This is a genomic window from Priestia sp. YIM B13489 (genome assembly GCF_042787645.1).
Classification (GTDB): Bacteria; Bacillota; Bacilli; order Bacillales; family Bacillaceae_H; genus Priestia; species Priestia megaterium.
This window is the reverse complement of sequence record NZ_JBHZOQ010000052.1, coordinates 1-1,602: the sequence shown is the minus strand read 5'-3', so window position 1 is coordinate 1,602 and position 1,602 is coordinate 1. Positions and strand designations below refer to the sequence as shown.

At 39.0% G+C, this 1,602-nt stretch carries 1 protein-coding gene; it reads left to right on the top strand.

Annotation, left to right across the window (positions count from 1 at the left end; genetic code table 11):
- Positions 1–1,538: group II intron reverse transcriptase/maturase (ltrA, locus tag ACFX4W_RS05720; RefSeq protein ID WP_377559303.1), on the top strand; the 1,538-nt coding region annotated here is incomplete at its 5' end.
- Positions 1,539–1,602: the final 64 nt, after the last annotated feature.

The following is a 1,602-nucleotide window of genomic DNA, read 5'->3' as shown; positions in this document are numbered from 1 at the left end:
CCGAACAACAAAATCAACAAAGAAAAGTAAGGAAACTTCAACGTTTACTCCTTCGGAGTAAAGCAAATTTACTGCTTTCTATTCGCAGAGTAACACAACAGAATAACGGTAAGCGAACACCTGGTGTAGATGGCTATACGGCCTCAAAACCAAATGAACGTATCAAACTTTATCAACAACTAGTTCAATGCAATGTCTTTCGTCATCGTCCAAAGCCAGCAAAACGAACGTTTATTCCGAAGAAAAACGGAAAGCTAAGACCTTTGGGTATTCCTACGATGCGAGACCGAGTCTATCAAAACGTAGTAAAAAACGCACTTGAACCCCAATGGGAGGTCAAATTTGAACCTACTTCCTACGGTTTTCGTCCCAAACGAAGTACACATGATGCAATAAGTAATCTGTTTAAGAAGCTTAACACCAATAGCAAGAAAAAGTGGGTATTCGAAGGAGATTTTTTAGGATGTTTCGACCATCTTAATCATAAGTGGATAGTGGAACAAACATCTATGTTTCCGGGAAACATTCTCATTAAAAGGTGGCTTAAAATGGGATACATAGAGCAGGATATGCTTCATACGACAACAGAAGGAACCCCTCAAGGGGGGATCGTGTCTCCACTTCTAGCTAATATCGCTTTATGCGGTATGGAAGAAGAGATTGGTATTGTTTATAAAAAGACATACAAACCAAACGGAGGATATAAAATCGACCCCAAATGTAAGATAGGACGTGTTCTCTACGCAGATGACTTCGTCATCGTAACGGAAACGAAGGAAAGCGCGGAAAGCATGTATCGAAACCTCGCTCCTTACTTACAAAAACGAGGAATTACACTTAGTATGGATAAAACTAGGGTTACACATATTGAGGACGGGTTTGATTTTCTTGGCTTCTCGCTGCGTCAATATAATACGGGACAAGGAAAGAAATTATTTATCAAACCTAGCAGAGAAAGCATTAAAAAGGCTAAAAACAAGATAAAGGATACGTTCTCTGTGATGAGAGGACGACCAGTAAAAGAAATAATACGTGTTTTAAACCCGATTATTCGTGGCTACGGACAGTATTGGGAACATGTCGTATCCAAAAAGACTTACAGCTACATGGACAATTATATTTTCCTAAAAGTGAGAAAGCATTTGAAACAATTGCATCCAAAGAAGTCGAGAAAATGGATTAGCCAGCGTTATTTTAAGAAGCCCCACCACGGTGGGAATAATAAATGGATTCTCACATGTCCAGTTACTAACATTCAATTGTTAAAGATGTCCTGGATTAAGATAGAACGGCATGTCATGGTAGCCTATAAAAACAGCCCAGATGATCCAAGTCTAAGAGAGTATTGGGAAAAAAGAGACCGTAAGGTCTTTAATAGCGAAAATACTTTAGATAGGATGAAACTCGCAAGAAAACAAGGATATCGTTGTGCGTTGTGTAAACAAACTCTACAAAATGGAGAAAAAGTTACAGTACGAAACCTAGAGGTTTCTACAGGTGAATTTGCTAAACTAGTACATGTACCGTGTATTAGATAAGTTGTTCGGATAAAAAGAAGGCTTGAGCCGTATGACGGGAAATCTGTCACGTACGGTTCTTAGG